The organism is Azospirillum brasilense (assembly GCF_003349955.1).
GTDB classification, from domain to species: Bacteria; Pseudomonadota; Alphaproteobacteria; order Azospirillales; family Azospirillaceae; genus Azospirillum; species Azospirillum brasilense_B.
This window is the reverse complement of the sequence record NZ_QLKQ01000026.1, coordinates 40,986-59,310: the sequence shown is the minus strand read 5'-3', so window position 1 is coordinate 59,310 and position 18,325 is coordinate 40,986. Positions and strand designations below refer to the sequence as shown.

At 69.5% G+C, this 18,325-nt stretch carries 19 protein-coding genes and 1 pseudogene; 12 read left to right on the top strand and 8 right to left on the bottom strand.

Annotated features, from left to right (window positions below):
- Nucleotides 1-59: 59 nt before the first annotated feature.
- From DXK32_RS13705 to DXK32_RS13670, 8 genes are all read left to right on the top strand, one after another.
- Complete coding sequence (locus DXK32_RS13705; protein ID WP_114859015.1) at nt 60-1,343, top strand: 3-deoxy-D-manno-octulosonic acid transferase; 1,284 nt, start codon at nt 60-62, stop codon at nt 1,341-1,343.
- Entirely contained in the window at nt 1,340-2,350 is a 1,011-nt protein-coding gene (gene lpxK / locus DXK32_RS13700) for a tetraacyldisaccharide 4'-kinase (RefSeq protein WP_114859014.1), read from the top strand. Before DXK32_RS13705 ends, lpxK begins: the two co-directional genes overlap by 4 nt.
- Nucleotides 2,343-3,251: a lipid A biosynthesis lauroyl acyltransferase gene (locus tag DXK32_RS13695; protein ID WP_114859013.1), complete on the top strand. Its 909-nt coding sequence runs from the start codon at nt 2,343-2,345 to the stop codon at nt 3,249-3,251. The genes lpxK and DXK32_RS13695 overlap by 8 nt, the downstream gene beginning before the upstream one ends.
- 12 nt (nt 3,252-3,263) lie before the next feature.
- Nucleotides 3,264-3,935 (top strand): LysE family translocator, encoded by a 672-nt coding sequence (locus tag DXK32_RS13690; RefSeq protein WP_114859012.1) that lies wholly within the window; start codon nt 3,264-3,266, stop codon nt 3,933-3,935.
- A gap of 129 nt (nt 3,936-4,064) precedes the next feature.
- Nucleotides 4,065-4,457, top strand: a complete 393-nt coding sequence (locus tag DXK32_RS13685) for an NADH:ubiquinone oxidoreductase subunit NDUFA12 (RefSeq protein WP_038526645.1) — start codon at nt 4,065-4,067, stop codon at nt 4,455-4,457.
- Nucleotides 4,458-4,487: 30 nt separating this feature from the next.
- A complete protein-coding gene (gene mlaD / locus DXK32_RS13680; protein WP_114859011.1) occupies nt 4,488-4,973 on the top strand; it encodes an outer membrane lipid asymmetry maintenance protein MlaD in 486 nt (161 codons plus the stop codon).
- Nucleotides 4,974-5,144: 171 nt separating this feature from the next.
- Nucleotides 5,145-5,414 (top strand): hypothetical protein, encoded by a 270-nt coding sequence (locus DXK32_RS13675; protein WP_114859010.1) that lies wholly within the window; start codon nt 5,145-5,147, stop codon nt 5,412-5,414.
- Between the two features lie 104 nt (nt 5,415-5,518).
- A complete protein-coding gene (locus DXK32_RS13670; protein WP_247877134.1) occupies nt 5,519-5,986 on the top strand; it encodes a DUF2155 domain-containing protein in 468 nt (155 codons plus the stop codon).
- A gap of 21 nt (nt 5,987-6,007) precedes the next feature.
- Here DXK32_RS13670 and aat read toward each other — a convergent pair whose 3' ends face one another.
- Nucleotides 6,008-6,649, bottom strand: a complete 642-nt coding sequence (gene aat / locus DXK32_RS13665) for a leucyl/phenylalanyl-tRNA--protein transferase (RefSeq protein ID WP_114859009.1) — start codon at nt 6,647-6,649, stop codon at nt 6,008-6,010.
- 125 nt (nt 6,650-6,774) lie between these two features.
- Here aat and DXK32_RS13660 point away from each other — a divergent pair, with 125 nt between their 5' ends.
- Nucleotides 6,775-7,428 carry a ribonuclease T2 family protein gene (locus DXK32_RS13660; RefSeq protein ID WP_114859008.1) on the top strand — a complete coding sequence of 218 codons (654 nt, stop codon included), beginning with the start codon at nt 6,775-6,777 and terminating at the stop codon, nt 7,426-7,428.
- Nucleotides 7,429-7,717: 289 nt separating this feature from the next.
- Here DXK32_RS13660 and accC read toward each other — a convergent pair whose 3' ends face one another.
- The 5 genes from accC to DXK32_RS13635 all read right to left on the bottom strand — a co-directional run bounded on the left by accC (nt 7,718) and on the right by DXK32_RS13635 (nt 12,408).
- Nucleotides 7,718-9,061: an acetyl-CoA carboxylase biotin carboxylase subunit gene (accC, locus tag DXK32_RS13655; protein ID WP_014241156.1), complete on the bottom strand. Its 1,344-nt coding sequence runs from the start codon at nt 9,059-9,061 to the stop codon at nt 7,718-7,720.
- A 20-nt stretch (nt 9,062-9,081) separates the two neighbouring features.
- A complete protein-coding gene (gene accB, locus DXK32_RS13650; protein ID WP_114859007.1) occupies nt 9,082-9,531 on the bottom strand; it encodes an acetyl-CoA carboxylase biotin carboxyl carrier protein in 450 nt (149 codons plus the stop codon).
- 23 nt (nt 9,532-9,554) lie between these two features.
- Nucleotides 9,555-10,004 carry a type II 3-dehydroquinate dehydratase gene (aroQ, locus tag DXK32_RS13645; protein ID WP_014241158.1) on the bottom strand — a complete coding sequence of 150 codons (450 nt, stop codon included), beginning with the start codon at nt 10,002-10,004 and terminating at the stop codon, nt 9,555-9,557.
- A gap of 125 nt (nt 10,005-10,129) precedes the next feature.
- Entirely contained in the window at nt 10,130-10,882 is a 753-nt protein-coding gene (locus DXK32_RS13640) for a substrate-binding periplasmic protein (RefSeq protein WP_247877133.1), read from the bottom strand.
- Nucleotides 10,883-10,944: 62 nt separating this feature from the next.
- Entirely contained in the window at nt 10,945-12,408 is a 1,464-nt protein-coding gene (locus DXK32_RS13635; RefSeq protein WP_114859005.1) for a dynamin family protein, read from the bottom strand.
- Between the two features lie 185 nt (nt 12,409-12,593).
- On the opposite strand from DXK32_RS13635, the gene DXK32_RS13630 reads away from it, so the two are divergent.
- Both DXK32_RS13630 and DXK32_RS13625 read left to right on the top strand, forming a co-directional pair.
- On the top strand, nt 12,594-13,607 hold the full coding sequence (locus DXK32_RS13630) for a cation diffusion facilitator family transporter (protein WP_247877132.1): 1,014 nt from the start codon (nt 12,594-12,596) through the stop codon (nt 13,605-13,607).
- A 69-nt stretch (nt 13,608-13,676) separates the two neighbouring features.
- On the top strand, nt 13,677-14,228 hold the full coding sequence (locus DXK32_RS13625; RefSeq protein ID WP_114859003.1) for a hypothetical protein: 552 nt from the start codon (nt 13,677-13,679) through the stop codon (nt 14,226-14,228).
- 196 nt (nt 14,229-14,424) lie between these two features.
- On the opposite strand, the gene DXK32_RS32140 is transcribed toward DXK32_RS13625, so the two are convergent.
- The gene (locus DXK32_RS32140; RefSeq protein WP_162801173.1) at nt 14,425-14,817 is read right to left on the bottom strand and encodes a hypothetical protein; all 393 of its coding nucleotides are present in this window, start codon (nt 14,815-14,817) and stop codon (nt 14,425-14,427) included.
- A 103-nt stretch (nt 14,818-14,920) separates the two neighbouring features.
- A complete protein-coding gene (locus DXK32_RS13615; RefSeq protein WP_114859001.1) occupies nt 14,921-17,359 on the bottom strand; it encodes a methyl-accepting chemotaxis protein in 2,439 nt (812 codons plus the stop codon).
- A gap of 501 nt (nt 17,360-17,860) precedes the next feature.
- On the opposite strand from DXK32_RS13615, the pseudogene DXK32_RS13610 reads away from it, so the two are divergent.
- Nucleotides 17,861-18,142, top strand: a pseudogene (locus DXK32_RS13610) (helix-turn-helix domain-containing protein); the annotation flags it as partial.
- Between the last annotated feature and the right edge of the window lie 183 nt (nt 18,143-18,325).

The following is an 18,325-nucleotide window of genomic DNA, read 5'->3' as shown; positions in this document are numbered from 1 at the left end:
GGTGACCGTGGCCGGGAAACCTGGCCGCGCTGGTTTTGTCGGATGGCGTTTCGACCCGCATGCTTCAGTCACTCTACCGCGGCCTGACGACCCTCGCCGGGCCGGCGGTTCGTCTGTATCTCGACCGGCGTCTGGCCGCCGGCAAGGAGGACTCCGCCCGCCGGGAGGAACGGTTCGGCACGGCCGCCCGCCCGCGCCCGTCCGGGCGGCTCGCCTGGATTCACGCGGCCAGCGTGGGAGAAGCCAACTCCGTCCTCATCCTCATCGACCGCCTGCTCGACGAGGCGCCGGACCTGACGGTCCTGATGACCACCGGCACGGTCACCTCGGCGGAGCTGATGGCCCGCCGCCTGCCGGAGCGGGCCTTCCACCAGTATGTGCCGGTGGACCTGCCAGCCGCGGTGGACCGCTTCCTCGACCATTGGCGCCCCGATCTGGTGCTGTGGACGGAATCGGAGATCTGGCCCAACCTGCTCGGCGCCGTGCAGGCACGCGGCATTCCGGCGGCGCTGGTCAACGCGCGCATGTCGGAGCGCTCCTTCAGCCGCTGGCGTTGCGCGTCGGGACTGATCACGCCGCTGCTCTCCACCTTCCAGGTCACGCTGGCCCAGTCGGAGGAGGACGCCGACCGCCTGCGCCGGCTCGGCGCGCGGGGCGTCGTCAGCGTCGGCAACCTGAAATTCTCCGCCGAGCCGCCCCCCGCCGACCCTGCCGCGCTGGCGGCGCTGCGCACGGCCTGCGCCGGGCGCCCCGTCTGGCTGCTCGCCAGCACCCACCCCGGCGAGGACGAGCTGGCCGCCGCGGTGCATGAGGCGCTGGCCCCGCGCCTGCCCGGCCTGCTGACCCTGCTGATCCCCCGCCACGCCCACCGCGGCGCCGACATCGCGGCGCTGCTGCGCGGGCGCGGCCTGACCGTCTCGCGCCGCGGCGAGGGCGCCCTGCCCGCCGCCGCGGACGCCGTGCACATCGCCGACACGATGGGGGAGATGGGGCTGTTCTGCCGGCTGGCCCCGGTGGTGTGCATGGGCGGCTCCTTCGTGCCGCACGGTGGCCAGAACCCGGTGGAGCCGGCCCTGCTCGGCTGCGCGGTCCTCTACGGCCCGCACATGTGGAACTTCGCGGAGATCGCCCGCCAGCTCGAAACCGCCGGCGGCGCCCTGCCGGTGACCGAGGCGGAGGCGTTGCCCGAGGCGGTCGGGCGCCTGCTGATCGACGAGGATGCCCGCGCCCGCGTCGCCGCCGGCGCAACGGCGGTGACCGAGGGCAACCGGCGGATCGTCGACCGCGCGTTCGCGGCGCTCGCCCCCATCCTCGGCGTCGGCAGCGTCCGGCCCGCGGCATGAGGACTCCCGGCTTCTGGTACGGGTCCGGCGGAGCCGCCGGGGAGGCTTTGGGCTGGGCGCTTGCCCCGCTGGGCGCGCTCTACGGGCTGGCCGGGCGGTTGCGCATGGCGGCGGGTCGGCCGGAGCGGGCCGCGGTCCCGGTCGTCTGCGTCGGCAATCTGGTGGCGGGCGGGGCCGGCAAGACGCCGGTCTGCATCGCCCTGGCCGACGCCCTGCGCGCCCGCGGCGTCGCGCCCGCCTTCCTCACCCGCGGCCATGGCGGGAGCGAGCGCGGCCCGCTGGCCGTCGACATCGGCCGCCATGACTCCGCCGCGGTGGGCGACGAGGCGCTGCTGCTGGCCGCTCACGGTCCCTGCTGGGTGGCGCGCGACCGCGCCGCCGGGGCGCGGGCGGCCGTCGCCGCCGGCGCCTCCCTCCTGGTGATGGACGACGGCTTCCAGAATCCCGGCCTCGCCAAGGACCTGTCGCTGATCGTCGTGGACGGGGCGGTGGGCTTCGGCAATGGTCTTCTCGTCCCCGCCGGCCCCCTGCGCGAACCGGTGGCCCATGGGCTGGCCCGCGCCGGCGCCGTCGTGGTGCTGGGCGAGGACCGCGCCGGGGTGGAGCGCCGCGTGGCCGGCGCCCTGCCCGTCCTTCACGCCCGGCTGGAGCCGGTGGAGAGTGCCCGCGCGCTGACCGGACAGACGGTCCTCGCCTTCGCCGGCATCGGGCGGCCGGAAAAGTTCTTCGCGACCCTGGAGGCGCTGGGCGCCCGTGTGGTGGAGCGTGCCGCCTTCGCCGATCACCATCCCTACCGCCCCGAGGAGGTGATGGCGCTGGTCGACCGCGCCTCCGCGCTGGGCGCCCTGCCGGTCACCACGGTGAAGGACGCCGTCCGCCTGCCGGACCCTCTGCGCGCCCTGGTCCGGACGGTGCCGGTGCGCGCCGTCTGGGGGGACCCCGCCGCCCTCGACCGCCTGCTCGCCCCTGTTCTGACCGGGCTTCCGACTGGAGTTCCCCATGGCTAAGCCGCGCGGCCCCCTGGTGTCCTGGCTGACTCGCCGGGTCGCCTACCCGCTGGAGGCCGTCTTCGTCTACGGCTTGTGCGGCCTGTTCCGCGCCCTTCCGGTCGACCGCGCCTCGGCGCTCGGCGGCTGGATCGGGCGGACCGTCGGCCCACGCCTGCGCGGCACCCGCACCGCCCGCCGCAACCTGGAGCGCGCCTTCCCCGAGAAATCCCGCGCGGAGATCGACGCAATCGTCCTCGGCATGTGGGACAATCTGGGCCGCGTCATCGCCGAATACCCGCATCTGGACGAGATCAGCGACTACGGCCCCGGCGGGCGGACCGAAGTGATCGGCGGCGAGCACATTGACTCCCTGCGCGACGACGGCAAGGCCGGCATTCTGGTGTCCGGCCATTTCGCCAACTGGGAGGTGCAGTCCGTCTGTTCCCGCAAGATGGGGGCGGAACTGGCCGTGGTCTACCGCGCGCCCAACAACCCCTATGTGGCCCGACTGCTGACCGAATTGCGGGGGACCGCCTCCGGCACCCAGATCCCAAAGGGGCCGGAGGGTGCCCGCACGCTGATCCGGGTGCTGACCAAGGGCGGGCATGTCGGCATGCTGATCGACCAGAAGCTGAACGACGGCATACCCGTTCCCTTCTTCGGGCGCGACGCCATGACCGCCCCGGCGGTGGCGCAGCTCGCCCTGCGGCTGGGCATCCCGCTGGTGCCGGCGCGGACCGAACGGCTGGATGGCGCGCGCTTCCGCATCACCGTCCTGCCCCCGGTGGAGCCGCCGAACAGCGGCGACCGCAACGCTGATGTGCGGATTTTGATGGAGCGCCTGAACGCCCTGTTGGAGCAATGGATTCGCGAGCGCCCCGCCGAATGGCTCTGGCTGCACCGGCGCTGGCCCGACTGACGGAGAACTCCCATGGCCCTGCCGCTCGACCCGCATCTGCTTCAGCTCTACCTCGTCGCGGCGCTGGTCCTGACGGTGGCGCCGGGGCCGGATTCGCTGCTGGTCCTGTCGCGCAGCGTGATGAACGGGCGCAACGCCGGGGTGGTCGCCACCGCCGGCATCACGCTGGGCAACCTGATCCACGCGCTGCTGGCCGCCGCCGGCATCTCGGCTCTGGTCGCCGCCTCGCCGGCCCTGTTCGACGTGCTGCGCTACGCCGGCGGCGCCTATCTGGGCTGGATCGGCGGGCGCGCCCTGTGGAGCGCCCTGCGGACCGGCTTCGGCCGCCGCGGCGGCGAAGAGGCGCCCACCGCCAAGCCCGAGTCGGCCCCGGCGCACCGCGTCTTCCTCCAGGCGTTGCTGACCAATCTGCTGAATCCGAAGGTCATCCTCTTCTATCTCGCCTTCGTGCCGCAATTCGTCGCGCCGGCGCTGGGCCACGTCGCGTTGCAGATCTTCCTGCTGGGGTCCATCCTCGGCGTCATCGGCGGCCTCTACCTGCTGGGGGTGGCGGCCCTCAGCGCCGGCGCGGCGCGCCGCGCGTTGTCGAACGCGCGGGTGCGGGCGGTTCTGGACGGCGTCGCGGGGGTTCTGTTCCTGGGGTTCGCGCTGCGCCTGCTGCTGACCGACCGGCGCATCGCCTGACGGCAAATCCGTCAGGCGGGAAAAGACGTTGCGGAGTCAGTGGACGTGCGTGGCCGGGGGTGTCATAGTGCCGCCCGCGTTTAACCGGCCAGCCCGTCCGGCCGAATGGCTTACCGACCGCGAGCGACGATGAGCGAGAAGATCTCCCTGATCACCTGGATGGCGAACATCCACATCCGGTTTGTCACCTGGCGCCGGGGCAACAAGGTCGGCACCGACCGCTTCGGCAACACCTATTACCGCTCCCCGAGCGCGATCGCCGGCGTCAAGGAACGCCGCTGGGTGATCTATGCCGGCGAGCCGGATGCCTCCAAGGTGCCGCCGGAATGGCATTCCTGGCTGCATCACACCACCAAGGAGCCGCTGCCGGAAGGCAACAGCGCCTTCCACAAGCCGTGGCAGAAGGAACACCTTCCGAACCTGTCCGGCTCGCTCCAGGCCTACCGGCCGCCCGGGCACCAGTATGCGGGCGGGCAGCGCGTGCGCGCCACCGGCGATTACGAACCCTGGACGCCGGGCTGAGACGCCCGCGCGCTCCCTTAGGAATTTCTCATGCGCCGCAATGTGATTGAAACCGTGCTCGGCGGGGTCGTCCTCGCCGTGGCCGGCTTTTTTCTGGCTTTCGCCTACACCAGCGCCGATTTGCGCAAGGTGAGCGGCTACGCCCTCACCGCCAACTTCACCAGCATTTCCGGCCTGCAGAGCGGGGCGGACGTGCGGATCAGCGGCGTGAAGGTGGGGTCGGTCACCGAACTGACGCTCGACCCGAAGAGCTATCAGGCGGTCGTGCACATGTCGATCCACCCGGACATCAAACTGCCCAAGGACACCGCGGCGGTCATCGCGTCGGAAAGCCTGCTGGGCGGCAAGTTCCTGTCGCTGGAGCCGGGTGGCGAAGAAGACATGCTCAAGCCGGATGGTCGCGTCGAGTACACGCAGAGCACCCCCGGCATCGAGCAGCTCCTGGGGCAGGTCATCTTCTCGCTGCAGAACATGAGCAAGCCCGGCCAGGAGGGCGGCGAACCGCCCAAGCTGTAAGCGCCGCACACGGAAACGACGAACGAAGGGGCCTCGCGGCCCCTTTTTTCGTTTGCGCCATCCACTTTTTCCCAATCCCCTTCGGAACAGCCGCGGCCACGCTGACGTTTCTCTCCGCAGACCCAACACGGCACACCCATCACGCCAGACCCATCACAAAGGAGATCCGCGATGAAAGCCCGTTATCTGGTTCTCGGCCTCGCCCTGTTCGCCGCCGCCTGCGGCGTCAACACCGAGGAGAAGGCCGCCAGCGGCGCCCTGGGCGGGGCTGCGGCGGGTGCCGTGGTCGGCGGGCCGATCGGCGCGGTGGTCGGCGGGGCCGCCGGCGCCGCGGGCGGCACCGCCACCCAGAAGGTCGAGGAGAAGGATGGCACTGCTGGTCCGTCCACCACCAACGCTCCCTACGGCGGCACCCGCCCCAGCGGCAGCATCACCCAGTAAGCGGCTTCGACAAAGCGGTCACGGAGTAGACGGGGAGACGCTTCCGGGATAGAAGGCTGTCGGGTTTCGGCCCACGCCGTTCGACATCACGGAAGCGATCCCCAGTGACGACGATCCAAGTGACGACGACTCCGAGAAGCCTCATCGGCCCGATCGATGGCAAACGCGTTCGCGGCGCGGCCCTGGCGGCCGCGCTGCTCTGCCTTCCGGCCCTGGGGCTGAGCAGCCTGACCGGCCCGGCCGCCGCCGCTCCGGTGCCGGAGGAGATGGTCAGCCGCCCCGCCGCCAAGCTGCAGGGGCTGGACAAGATCACCGCTCGCACCTCCACCTTCACCATCGCGGTCGGCGAGACCAAGGCGCTCGGCAGCCTGCGCATCACCCTGCGCGCCTGCAAGGAGAACCCGCCGATCGAGACGCCGGAGACCGCCGCCTTCCTCGAAGTGATCGAGAACAAGCCCGGCGAGCAGGCCGAGCCGGTGTTCAGCGGCTGGATGTTCGCCTCCAGCCCCGCCCTGTCGGCCATGGAGCACCCGATCTACGATGTCTGGGTGCTGTCCTGCGAGGGCGACTGAGCCCAGACCGGGCCCCCGCCTTCAGCCCCCCGGACCGAACAACGCCGTGACGGCCGCCTGCTGGTCGACGCCGACGAAGTCCGTCGGCACCGCCAGGGCCGCGGCCAACCGGCGGCGGTACTCGGAGCGCGGGATCTCCACGGCGCCGAACTGGCTCAGATGCTCCGTCACGAATTGCGCGTCCAGCAGCGTGTAGCCCGCCGCCCGCAGCCGGGCGACCAAATGCACCAGCGCCACCTTGCTGGCGTCGGTGACGCGGCTGAACATGCTTTCCCCGAAGAAGGCGCCGCCCAGCGCCACGCCGTAGAGGCCGCCGACGAGGTGGCCGCCGCTCCAGCATTCCACGCTGTGGGCGCAGCCGCGCTCGTGCAGTTCGGTGTAGAGCCGCAGGATGTCGCCGTTGATCCAGGTCTTGGGTCGCTCCGGCGTCGGTTCCGCGCAGGCTTCGATCACCGCGCGGAAGGCCGTGTCGAAGCGCAGGTCGAACGGACCGCGCCGCACGGTCTTGCGCAGCTTGCGCGGGACGTGAAAGTCCTCCAGCGGCAGGACGCCGCGCCGTTCCGGATCGAACCAATACAGCTCCTCGGAGTCGGCGTTCTCCGCCATCGGGAAAATGCCGGCGGCGTAGGCGCGCAGAAGCAGCGATGCGGACAGTTCGATCATCGCGGACACTATAGCCGCTCGCCCCCTCGCCCCAGCAACGCTATCTCAGCGCACCACTTCCGCGCGACAGCCCGCCCCCACCATGGTATGCAATTTCAGAGCGTTCCCTTGGAAGGAATTCCATCATGAAGACGGTTCTGTCGGCCATCACCGTCGCGGTGGTTGCGCTTCTCTCAATGACCGGCGCGTCATGGGCGCAGCGCAGGGCGGAGCCCGGCACCTTCGACTATTACGTGCTCAGCCTGTCCTGGTCGCCCACCCACTGCGCCAAGAATCAGGGCGATGCCGATCCCGACCAGTGCGGGGTGGAGCGCAAGTTCGGCTTCATCGTCCACGGCCTGTGGCCGCAATACAGCAACGGCGGCTACCCGGCCACCTGCACCCGCGACCGCACGGTTCCCCGCGCCGTGGTGGACGCCACCATGCCGGTGATGCCCAGCGTCGGGCTGATCGTGCACCAATGGACGAAACACGGGACCTGCAGCGGCCTGCCCGTCACCGACTATTTCTCCCAGGTCCGCAAGGCCTTCGCCAAGGTCAAGATCCCCGAGGCGCTCCAGGCCCCGAAACCCGACCTGTCGATCCCGGCGACGCAGGTGGAACGCCTGTTCGTCCAGGCCAACCCGGGGCTGGAACCGGAGTCGGTGGCGCTGGTCTGCTCCAAGCGCGACGTGGCCGAGGTGCGACTGTGCCTGAGCAAGGACCTGTCCTTCATGCCCTGCGGCGCCAAGGTGGTCGACCGCTGCCGCCGCGACGCCCTGCTGACCGCGGCGCCGTGACGGGGTGTCGAATTCTCGCGGGCAACAGGGGCTTCACGGATTGCGCGGATTTAGGCACGGATTTCACGGATGTCTTTGGGCTTGCTCAGCGCGCGCTGATCGAACAGGCCCGCACTGGGCACGGATATAAAAATCCGTGAAATCCGTGCCCAGGTCCGTGAAATCCGTGAAGACCTTGTCACCCGAGAAGCCCACACTCACACAAACGAAAAGAGCCCTTCCCCCATTGGGAGGAAGGGCTCTTTTCATTGACCCGCTCAGCGAACCGTTCGGCGAACCGTTCGACGGCTTACTTCTTCATGCCCATCAGCTGTTCGAGCCAGTGGATGTCGTAGTTGCCGTCGATGAAGGCCTGCTGCGCGATGATGCGCTGGTGCAGGGGCAGCGTGGTGTCGACGCCGCCGATCACATACTCCTCGATCGTCCGGCGCAGCCGCATCAGGCACTCGTTGCGGGTGGTGCCGTGGACGACCAGCTTGGCGATCAGGCTGTCGTAGTGCGGCGGGATGCGGTAGCCGTCGTACAGCGCCGAGTCGACGCGAACGCCCAGCCCGCCCGGCGCGTGGTAGCCGTCGATCTTCCCCGGCGACGGGATGAAGGTCTCCGGATGCTCCGCGTTCACGCGGCACTCGATCGAATGGCCCTGGAAGCGGATGTCCGCCTGCCCGTAGCCGAGCGGGGCACCGGTCGCCACGCGGATCTGCTCGCGCACCAGGTCGATGCCGGTGATCATCTCGGTGATCGTGTGCTCGACCTGCAGGCGGGTGTTCATCTCGATGAAGTAGAACTGCCCGTCCTCGAACAGGAACTCCATCGTGCCGACGCCGCGGTAGCCGATGGCCGCCGCCGTCTTGGCCGCCAGATCGCCGATGAAGGCGCGCTGTTCGGCGTTCAGGGCCGGCGAGGGGGCTTCCTCGATGACCTTCTGGTGACGGCGCTGCACGGAGCAGTCGCGCTCGCCGAAATGCACGCAGTTGCCGTGCTCGTCGCCGAGAAGCTGGATCTCGATGTGCCGGGGCTTGCCGAGATACTTCTCGATGTAGACCTCGTCGTTGCCGAAGGCGGCGCGCGCCTCGCCACGGGCGAGCTGGTAGGCTTCCTTGAGCTGGTCGGGGTTGCGGGCGACCTTCATGCCCTTGCCGCCGCCGCCCGCCGCCGCCTTGATGAGGATCGGATAGCCGGTCTCGCGACCGATCTTCTCCGCCTCCTCCAGCGTCGGCACCGGGCCGTCGGAACCGGGGACCACGGGCAGCCCCTGCTCCATCACCGTCTTCTTCGCGGTGACCTTGTCGCCCATGATGCGGATGTGCTCCGCGGTCGGGCCGATGAAGGTGAAGCCGTGCTCCTCCACCATCTCCGCGAACTGGGCGTTCTCCGACAGGAAGCCGATGCCGGGATGGATCGCGTCCGCCCCGGTGATCGACGCCGCCGACAGGATCGCCGGAATGTTCAGGTAGCTTTCGCGGGCCGACGCGGGGCCGATGCACACGCTCTCGTCCGCGAGGCGGACGTGCATGGCGTCGGCGTCGGCGGTGGAATGCACCGCCACGGTCTGGATGCCCATTTCGCGGCAGGCGCGGTGGATGCGCAGAGCAATCTCACCGCGGTTCGCGATCAGGACCTTCTCGAACATCGCCAAGGGATGATCCCCGCTCACTCGATGATCATAAGGACTTCGCCGAACTCCACCGGCTGGCTGTCGGAGATCAGGATCTCGACGACCGTGCCGCCCCGCGGGGCCTTGATGGGGTTCATGACCTTCATCGCCTCGATGATGAGGACGGTCTGGCCGGCCTTCACCGTGTCGCCGACGCGCACGAAGGGCGTGCCGCCCGGTTCCGCCGCGGCGTAGGCCGTGCCGACCATCGGCGAGGTGACGGCGCCGGGATGGCTGGCGGGCTTGCCCGCCGGGGCGGCGGCCGCAGCGGCGACCGGAGCGGGAGCGGCGACCGGAGCGTGCACGGCCACCGCCTGGGCGGCCGTCGGGCGGGTGACGCGGATCCGCTTCTCGCCCTCGGCAAACTCGATCTCGCTCAAGCCCGTCTCACGCAGGAGATCCGCGAGCTTGCGGACCAGATCGCCGTCGATGTCGAAGCTTGCCATGGTGTTCGTTTTTCCCGTGTTCCTTAGTCGCGCTCGAGGATATTCGCCATGGCGTCCAGCGCCAGCAGATACCCGTGAGGGCCGAAGCCGCAGATCATCCCCTTGGCCACCGCGGAAATGTGCGAGTGGTGGCGGATGGCCTCACGCTTGTAGATGTTGGAGAGATGCACCTCGACGATCGGCAGCTCGGACAGGATCAGCGCGTCCATGATGGCGACGGAGGTGTGGCTGTAGGCGCCGGCGTTGATGACGATGCCGTCATGCTCCGTCCGCGCCTGCTGAATCCAGGAAACGAGTTCGCCCTCGTGGTTCGACTGCCGGAAGTCGATGGCCAGCCCGAGCTGTTCGGCGCGTTCCTGGCACGCGCCTTCCAGATCGTCGAGCGTCATGGAGCCATAAATGTGCGGTTCGCGCACGCCCAGCATGTTCAGGTTCGGTCCGTTCAGGACCAGAACGGAAGCGTCGATGGCCACGGGCCACGCCCCTTTTCCAAGATCGAGTCCGCGCGTTTATAGCACTTTGCGTCGCGCTGGCAATGCCGCATGGCGCAAACGTTACGCCCATTCGGCGTGTTCTGCCCCCTTCGGCGCCAAACGCCTCACGGCGCGGCGGACAGATGGCGGCGCAGAATCTCCTCGAAGGCGCCGCCGTCCTTCAATTTCCTCAATCCGGCGTTGAAGGCGGCCAGGACGGCCTCCGCCTCCGGCAACGAACGCGAGAGAATCAGGTGCTGCCCGGCACGGGCGTAGGGCAAGGGGGCGACGCGGATCTCGTCCCCAACCATCGCCCTCGCCACGGCGCTCCGCCCGGTGAACTCGTCGATGACGAAAGCGTCCACCCGGCCCGAGGCGACCATCCGCACGCAGGCCGGCAGATCCGCCGGGCTTTCCCGGGTCAGCGCGCCCGCCGCGGCCAGTTCCGCCAGTTCCGGCGGCAGGGCGTAGCCGACCGGCGCGCAGACCGTGCGGCCGCGGAAATCCTCCGGCCCGCGGAAGGTCATGCCGCCGTGGGCGGACAGGTAGACGAGTTGCCGCACCTCCAGAAGCGGGTCGGAGAACAGCATCTCCATCGCGCGGTCCGCCGTGCGGACATAGGGGAAGGTGCCGAGGAACTTGCCCGCCAGGACGCCGTCGTAGCCGCGGCGCCAGGGCATGAAGCGCACCTCGTAACGCAGCCCGACCTCACCGAAGGCGCGGCGCACGATCTCGGTCAGCAGGCCGCCCTCCGGCAGGTCCTCCCCGGTGAAGGGGGCGAAGTCGTTGCCGGTGACCAAGTCCAGGGCCATGCCGAGGGGCGCCGAGTCGAGCGGGGCCGCCCGGACAGGACCGGCCGCCACCAGCAGAAGGAGCATGGCCAGAAGGCACCGCCGCCCCGCCATCGTCCGGCCCCCGCCCCTCTTCCGCGGCCGCCCGCTCACTCCGCCGGGGCGCGGTTGCGCCGCCCGGCGGGGTCGGTGAACAGGTCGTTGATGCGCTGGACATGCTCCGCCACCGCCTCGCGGATGGAGAAGATGCGCTTCTCCGCTCCGCCGCTCCAGCCCACCGGCTTCTTGCGGAAGATCGAGCGGAAGAAGCGGGTGTTGCGCAGGAAGCCCTGCTGCAGGTTCAGGTCCACGTCGCCGTAGCGTTCCGGCAGGCTGCGGGCGACCCGCTTGGCCATGAAGGAGCGCAGCCAGAAATGGCCGGCGCCGAACAGGCCGCCCAGCACCACCAGCGCCGCCAGCACCCCGACCGGCAAGCCGCCGGTCCAGGCCGGCCGCGACTGGGTCAGCCATGTCAGGAAGGCCGACACCGTGTCGCCGCCGGCGAGGCTGGCGATGCCGCCGAACAGCAGGGCGAGCAGGACCAGCCACACCACGTCGCCGATCAGCACCAGCTTGCGCCAGCGCTTCATCGCCGCGGCGAGCTGCGGGACGATCTCGCCCTTCAGCTCCTTCACGAGGCTGTCGATCATGCCGACGATGCGGTAGGCGCGGGCGACCTCCACCTCGTTGATGCGCACCTGGAGTTCGGCGAGGTCGGAGTCGCGTCGCGCCTCGTAGCGGGCCCGCACCGCGTCGTCGGCGATGGCGACCGCCGATCTGCTGTCGTAGAGCGCGTAGAAGCGGCCCGACACCAGGCCGGCCTGGGCGATGGCGCGCTGCCACGCGCCGAACACCGCCTCCAGATTGTCCTCCTTCGCCGTGGTGTCGATCTGGTTCAGGATGTAGCAGACCTTGCGCGCGTCGGCGCGGTCCACCGTCTTCGCGACCAGATGCTTCAGCGTGTCCTGCATCGCCCCCGGCTCCGGGTGGCGCCCATCGAAGAAGACCAGCACGAGGTCGGACAGCTCGACGATGTGGTCGACCAGCCGCAGCACCGAGCGGCGCTGGTCGTCGGCGTCGAAGCCCGGCGAGTCGATGAAGATCTTGCCGCGCGCCCGGTCGCCGGACAGCGTCTTGAGCTGCAGGTAATTGTCGATGCGCTTGCCCTCGCCCGCCGCGACCTTCTCGATCTCGTCGGCGATCCGGTAGAAGGGAAAGCGCGGGTCGGCGTTCAGCGCGGTGCCCGGCAGGGCCTCGCGCCGGGTCTCCTGACCGTGGCAGATCACCGTGAACTTGTCGTCCACCGCCTGATTGCCGGTGTTCTGCAGCGGCGCGCCGAGATAGCCGTTGAGGAAGGTGGACTTGCCCGCGGAGAAGGTCCCCAGCACCGCGATCATTGGCCACCACGGAATGCGCGTGGTCAGCGACTCGTGCGGCCCCAGCAGGCCCAGCCGGACCAGCACCCGGTCGAAATTGCGGAAGGTCGGGATGACCGGGAGGAGGTTCGGGTTTTCCGCGCGGAGATGCGCGTCCAGGGCGGCGAGGCGCTGCTGGAGGGCTTGCCTGGGGGTCATGGCCGGCCGGGTCCCGTCTGCTGTGAAATGGGTGACGTGTCGTGTCGAAGGCATTCTCTAGCACGAGGGGCCGTTGCGATGGACAGCGAAATCGCGGTGACCGGAAACGCCGTGACGGCGGCGCGGCATCGGTCCTATCCTGACGCCGTCGTCCTATTCCAAGCATGACCGCGAGGGGGCAGGCAGTGACGCAGGGACCGCAGGGCCACGGTGCCCATCATCACGATCACGACCACGATCACCAGCATCATAACCATGGCGATGGACATGACCACGGGCACGGCCATGACCACAGCCACGGGCATGCCCACACCGCGACGGTGACGGCCGACAGCGAGCGGCGGATTCTGCTGGTCCTGCTGATGACCGCCAGCCTGATGGTGGTGGAGGTGGTGGGCGGCGTGCTGTCCGGGTCGCTCGCCCTGCTGGCCGACGCCGGGCACATGCTGACCGACGCGGCGGCGCTGGCGCTCGCCTGGCTGGCCTTCCGGCTGGGGCGGCGCCCGTCCGACCGGCGGCGCAGCTTCGGCTACCACCGGCTCCAGGTCCTCGCCGCCTTCGTCAACGGCCTCAGCCTGTTCCTGCTCTCCGCCTGGATCCTGTGGGAGGCGGCACAGCGGCTGATGGAGCCCCAGCCGGTGCTGGGCGGCACCATGATGGCGGTGGCGGTGCTGGGCGGGCTGGGCAACCTCGCCGGCTTCTACATCCTGCACCGCGGCGACCGGGAGAACCTGAACGTCCGCGGCGCCGCCCTGCATGTGCTGGGCGACCTGCTCGGCTCGGTGGCGGCGGTCGTGGCGGCGGGCATCATCCTGGCGACCGGTTGGACACCCATCGACCCGATCCTGTCGGTGCTGGTCGCCCTGCTGATCCTGCGCGGCGCCTGGGAGGTGGTGCGGCAGAGCGCGCACATCCTGGTGGAGGGCACGCCGGTCGGCATCGACGTGGACGAGCTGCGCAACGCCCTGCACGAAGCGGTTCCGGCGGTCACCGACATCCACCACGTCCATGTCTGGTCCCTGACGGCGGAACGGCCGCTGCTGACCATGCACGCCGTGGTGCCGCCGGGAACCGACCGCGACGCGGTGCTGCGCGATCTGGTCGAGACCCTGCGCGGACGCTTCGGCATCGGCCACGCCACGGTCCAGGTTGAAACCGGCTCCTGCCCGGACGGCCGGGAGATGCACCACGCGGCCTGACGCGCCTCCCGACTGTGACCTTCTTTGGTGGTATGGATCGGAAACGGCGCCTGAAACGTTGCTTTCGGCATGACTGCCGAAAACGACCCCGACACCGACTCCCTGCGCCTGACCGCGGAGGAGCTGGCCTTCCTGCTCAGCGATCCGCAGAGCCACGCGGATCGGGAGGAGCGCAACGCCCGCTCCAACCGGGCCCGCACCGAGCGGCGGCGCAGCGACCCCGCCTATGCGGAGCGCCTGCGCAACGACGACCGGCTGCGCCAGCGACGGCACCGCGCCAAGGCGGCCATCGGCCGGCCCGAGCGGGAGCCGGAGTCCCCCGTTCCCCTGCCCGCCCTGACGGCGGCGGACGCCCTGCGCCGCCTGGAAGCCCATCTGGAGGCGGCCGCCACCCCGCAGGCCGCCCAGCTCCGCCGCCGCGCGGACGCCTTGCAACGCTACGCCGCGGCGTTCGAACTGTACCGCGCCCTGTCGGACCGGGGGGAGCGCCCGACGCGCGGCGCCCTCGCCGCCGCCTTCGCCGCGCGGCTCGGCCTCTCCCTCACACCATCGCAGATCCAAAAGCTGCGCGATCACGTGGAAGGCTTCGCCCGCCCCGGAGGCCCCTGGCACGCCGGCTGACCGGCGGAGCGGAAAAGGCCGATACAGCGCGTCACGCAGACCGCCCCATGCGGCCTCTGTTCGGCCCGCGAACGGTCGTTAACCTACCGTTAACTATGAATTAAGGGAGCGTTAAGGCCGTTCGGCGGCCTCGCCACGCATCGAAGGCCACGCCGGCGCGCTGCGTGACACGCTGTATCGGGCTTTGCCGCTGGCCTTAGAGGTCGGTTGGTGCGTTCGGCACCGGCGGTTCGAACTTCGGCGGTTCGGACTTCGGTGGTTCGGACTTCGGCGGCGCCGGTTCGGCCGGCCCGGAGTTGGGTGGTGCCGGGCGGGACCGGTCGAGCCGCCGGATGACGATGTCGCCCTCCGGCGTGACTTCGGGGGGAGCGAACATGGGCACCTGCCGCACCCACCCCTCCAGAGCCTTCATCAGCAGTTCCACCCCCTGGCGGGCCTGCTCCCCCGGCGTGCTGGGCGCACCGGGAGCCGGCGGCGTGGCGCCGGGCGGGGACGGCGTGTCGGCAGCGCCCGCCGGCACCGTCCACAGGGCACCGGCAAGGAACAGAGGCGCCATGAGGCTTACGGGGATGGGGCGGCGCGCGGTCATGGGTTCGTCACTCCCGGTTGGTGAAGGAGGCCGGTGTGATGGCCTACCCTGACAAACGTCCGCGCCGCCTTTTCCATCGCACGCTTTTTTCAGCGCTCTCCGATCAGAACTCCTTCCAATCGTCCTCGTCGGCCGACGCACGCTGCAGGGTTGCCGAGGCCGCCTTGCCCGCCGCCACCGGACGGGCCGCAGGCGCCGCCTTGCGCGCCGCGGGCTTGGCCGGTGCCGGCTTGGTCGGAGCGATGCTGCGCCGCAGCGACTGAACACCTCCGCCATGATGGGCGGCGGGCGCTGCCGCGAAAGCCGCGGCGTCCAGCTTGAAGAAGCTGACCAGGGAGCGCAGGTCCGTCGCCTGATTGGCGAGCGACTGCGCCGCCGCGGTGGTTTCCTCGACGAGCGCGGCGTTCTTCTGGGTCATCTCGTCCATCTGCGAGACGGTGGCGTTGATCTCGTCGAGCGCCGCCGCCTGCTCCGAGGAGGCCGAGGCCATCTCGGCGATCAGCCCGGCGACCTGCTGGACGCCCGACACGATGCCCTCCAGCGCGTCGCCGGCCTTCTTGACCAGCTCCACCCCGTCCTTGACCTGGCTGTCGCTGTCGAGGATCAGCCCCTTGATCTCCTTGGACGCCTGGGCGGAGCGCTGGGCGAGGTTGCGCACCTCCTGCGCCACCACGGCGAAGCCGCGCCCGGCGTCGCCGGCCCGCGCCGCCTCCACCGCCGCGTTCAGCGCCAGCAGGTTGGTCTGGAAAGCGATCTCGTCGATCACCCCGATGATGTCGGTGATCTTGCGGCTCGACGCCTCGATGCGCTTCATCGCCTCGATGGCCGAGCCCGCCACCGTGCCGCCGGACTCCGCGGCGGTGCGGGCGTCGGCGGCCATGCCGTTGGCGCGCTGGGCGTTGTCGGCGTTGGAGCGCACGGTCGCCCCCAGTTCCTCCATGCTCGCCGCCGTCTCCTCCAGCGAGGAGGCCTGCTGCTCCGTCCGCTCCGCGAGGTCGCTCGACCCCAGCGAGACTTCGGAGGCGGCGCCGGAAATCGCGTCGGTGGCGCGCAGGATCTGGCCGACGATCTCCGACAGCTTGGCGGAGGTCGTGTTGACGTCGGTCTTCAGCGTCTGGAAGGCGCCCTGGTAGTCGCGCTCCACCCGCTTGTTGAGGTCACCCTGGGCGAGCGCGCTGAGCACCGCGCCGAGATCGGCGATGACCGCCTCCACCGTGTCGGTCAGGCGGTTGATGCCCGCCGACATGGTCTTGTAGAAGCCGTCCTTGCCGGCCAGCTCCAGGCGGCGCGACAGGTCGCCCTTCGACACGCCGTCGATCAGCGCGGCGATCTCCTCGCCGATGGCGGTTTCGCGGGCGCGCTGCGCCTCGTCGGCCCGGCGCTCCGCCTCCAGCCGCTCGCGCTCGGCCTCGTCCATCGCCTTCTTCTGGATGGCGTTGTCCTTGAACACCTGCACCGCCTGGGCCATCCGCCCGATCTCGTCGCGGTTGGCCAACGCCGGGATGGTCACCGCCAGATCGCCGCCGGCGAGGTTGGTCATCGTCTCGGTCATCGACACCACCGGCTTGACGATGGAGCGCGCCACCGCCCAGGCCAGCAGCAGGCCGAACAGGAAGGCGCCGGCCGCGATCGTCACGTTGGCCGACAGGGTGCGGTCCATGCTGCCGGTGGTTTCGGCCAGAACGCCATCGCGGTCCTTGCCCTCGATCGCGACGGTGCGGTCGGAGAGGTCGGCGAACTCGACGCCGCGGGCGCCCATCACGTCGACCAGCCGGGTGTTTTCCAGCATGACGGCGGCGGTTTCGCGGAACAGCGAGACGTAGCGGTCGGAGAGCTGGTCCGCGGCCAGCGCCGCGGCCCGGCGCGCCGGGTTGCTCAGCCGGTCCGTCGCCCGGCGGATGGCCTCGCCGAAGGCGTCGTCGCGGGCCGACACCTCCGTGATGATCGACTCGTTCGGGCTGGTGAAGAAGCGCGACGCGGCCAGCCGCGCCAGCAGAAGCTGCTCCTGCGCGAGGGCGGCGTTGGCCGCGGCCTCGTGCTCGCCGTCGGCGATCAGGGTGGAAACGAGCTGCGACACGGTCTCGCGCGCCTTCTCGCCCGCCGGAACGAGCTGCTCGGCGTACAGCCGGTCACGGCGCAGGCGAAGCTCCGCCAGCGTGTTGAAGTCGGTCACGTAGTTGGCGAAGACCTGGTTCATCCGCTCCAGCAGGGCGCGGCGTTCGCCGGTCGTGCCGTCCAGGGCGCTCCGCAGATCCTTGACGAGGGTCGCCTGGACGGCGCGCACCTGATCCGCCACCTTCGGGTCGCCGAAGGTGTTGAAGGTCAGGGCGAGGCGGCGCATCTGGGCGACCTGCGCGTCGATGGAGCTGACCTGGATCGAGTGGTTGCTCACCGCAGCGTAGGATTCGAAGCCGTCCCGCGCCACCCCGAGGCCCCGCACGCCGATGGCGACCACCACCGCCAGCAGCAGCAACACCACGAGGAAACCAAAGTAAATGCGGGTCCCGACCTTGAAGCGTCCCGCCAGACTGCTTGTCTGCATCGACCTGATCCTTTGATTGCGACGCGGCGGCGCAAGGAAATCCGCCGCCGACCGTCGCAGCCGACCGTCGCCGCCACCCGGCCCCGCCGGCCCGGAACCCCGGACCCGACGCAGCCTGTGACGCGAACTCTATCTCATCCGGCCTATCCGAATTTGATTATCAAAGTGTTTCCACACCAGCGGGAGGCGGCAAAATCACCATAAATTGAGTTATTCAAGATGCTCAGAGGCGGTATTTTGTTTTTTTATTGCTAATGCATCCCTCCGAGCAAGCGCGCAACCCTCACGCGCGATGCGCGCAAGGCGCCGCAATCAGTGCCTTCAACACAGTGAGGCAAAAGGGAGCTGGGGAATTCATGCGCTCTGATGCATGCCTATATAATAACCATCGCTCAGTAATTTCAGAGATTCCGCTTGCGCACCGGAAAGTTCTGTGTGAACAATCTCTTTAACATAATCAAATCCTACATATTTATTCGCAAGCATTGGAGTTCCGGGTCCATGAGCGAACCTGCGGTGCGCAAAAGGGGGCGGCGCGGATCGCCCGAATCCTGGTCGGTCGACGCGCATGTCGGGCAGCGCGTTCGTATGCGCCGTACCTTGTTGGGGATGAGCCAGGAAAAGCTGGGCGAGGCCATTGGCCTGACGTTTCAACAGGTCCAGAAATACGAGCGCGGCTCCAACCGGATCTCGGCGGGAACTCTGTACCGCCTGGGACAGGTACTTGACGTTCCTGTCAGCTTCTTCTTCGATTGTTACGACAACCCGCCAGCCCCCGCGACGAAGACGCCCGGCGCGGACGACGCCCGAATCAGCGACAGCTCCATCAGTCGCCGCGAGGCGCGCATGCTGCGCTTGTGGCGGGCCGCACCGGACAGTGTTGGCGACGAACTCTTGTCCCTTCTCAGCTCCTTGTCGCCCCACCTGCAGGAGGGTCGGGACGAGCAGGACGGTGGACCGGCGAGC

Excerpts from the sequence above, each read along its gene's own strand:
- DXK32_RS13705 (WP_114859015.1), top strand. The coding sequence starts at position 60 with ATGCTTCAGTCACTCTACCGCGGCCTGACGACCCTCGCCGGGCCGGCG.
- lpxK (WP_114859014.1), top strand. The coding sequence starts at position 1,340 with ATGAGGACTCCCGGCTTCTGGTACGGGTCCGGCGGAGCCGCCGGGGAG.
- DXK32_RS13695 (WP_114859013.1), top strand. The coding sequence starts at position 2,343 with ATGGCTAAGCCGCGCGGCCCCCTGGTGTCCTGGCTGACTCGCCGGGTC.
- DXK32_RS13690 (WP_114859012.1), top strand. The coding sequence starts at position 3,264 with ATGGCCCTGCCGCTCGACCCGCATCTGCTTCAGCTCTACCTCGTCGCG.
- DXK32_RS13685 (WP_038526645.1), top strand. The coding sequence starts at position 4,065 with ATGAGCGAGAAGATCTCCCTGATCACCTGGATGGCGAACATCCACATC.
- mlaD (WP_114859011.1), top strand. The coding sequence starts at position 4,488 with ATGCGCCGCAATGTGATTGAAACCGTGCTCGGCGGGGTCGTCCTCGCC.
- DXK32_RS13675 (WP_114859010.1), top strand. The coding sequence starts at position 5,145 with ATGAAAGCCCGTTATCTGGTTCTCGGCCTCGCCCTGTTCGCCGCCGCC.
- aat (WP_114859009.1), bottom strand. The coding sequence starts at position 6,649 with ATGATCGAACTGTCCGCATCGCTGCTTCTGCGCGCCTACGCCGCCGGC.
- DXK32_RS13660 (WP_114859008.1), top strand. The coding sequence starts at position 6,775 with ATGAAGACGGTTCTGTCGGCCATCACCGTCGCGGTGGTTGCGCTTCTC.
- accC (WP_014241156.1), bottom strand. The coding sequence starts at position 9,061 with ATGTTCGAGAAGGTCCTGATCGCGAACCGCGGTGAGATTGCTCTGCGC.
- accB (WP_114859007.1), bottom strand. The coding sequence starts at position 9,531 with ATGGCAAGCTTCGACATCGACGGCGATCTGGTCCGCAAGCTCGCGGAT.
- DXK32_RS13640 (WP_247877133.1), bottom strand. The coding sequence starts at position 10,882 with ATGCTCCTTCTGCTGGTGGCGGCCGGTCCTGTCCGGGCGGCCCCGCTC.
- DXK32_RS13635 (WP_114859005.1), bottom strand. The coding sequence starts at position 12,408 with ATGACCCCCAGGCAAGCCCTCCAGCAGCGCCTCGCCGCCCTGGACGCG.
- DXK32_RS13625 (WP_114859003.1), top strand. The coding sequence starts at position 13,677 with ATGACTGCCGAAAACGACCCCGACACCGACTCCCTGCGCCTGACCGCG.
- DXK32_RS32140 (WP_162801173.1), bottom strand. The coding sequence starts at position 14,817 with ATGACCGCGCGCCGCCCCATCCCCGTAAGCCTCATGGCGCCTCTGTTC.
- DXK32_RS13615 (WP_114859001.1), bottom strand. The coding sequence starts at position 17,359 with ATGCAGACAAGCAGTCTGGCGGGACGCTTCAAGGTCGGGACCCGCATT.